At 41.5% G+C, this 246-nt stretch carries 1 protein-coding gene; it reads left to right on the top strand.

Translation table 11 applies throughout. The annotated features are described in order from the left end of the window. The coding region (locus AC0IXA_RS27960) for a hypothetical protein (RefSeq protein ID WP_471814986.1) at window positions 1–246 on the top strand (246 nt) is incomplete at both ends.

Below are 246 nucleotides of genomic sequence, written 5' to 3'. Positions count from 1 at the left end.
AAGTATTAAACTAGTCGTCGACTTTTTGACAGATTTGGTTCCAGTTAACGGGGTATCTGGTATACAATTGCTCGGTCCGATCCCTGCCCCATTAGAAAGAATTGCGGGTATGTATCGGTTTCAATTGCACATTCAAGCGCAAGATCGCCGCATATTACATCAGTATCTTGCGCAAATGGTTGATTATTTAAGCACCAGTAAACTTGCACAAAAAGTTCGCTGGAGTTTAGATGTAGACCCTATAGA

The organism is Pseudomonas sp. AC083 (genome assembly GCF_979253165.1).
Note: the sequence above shows the minus strand (reverse complement) of the source record. Positions and strands in the feature narration are given on the sequence as shown.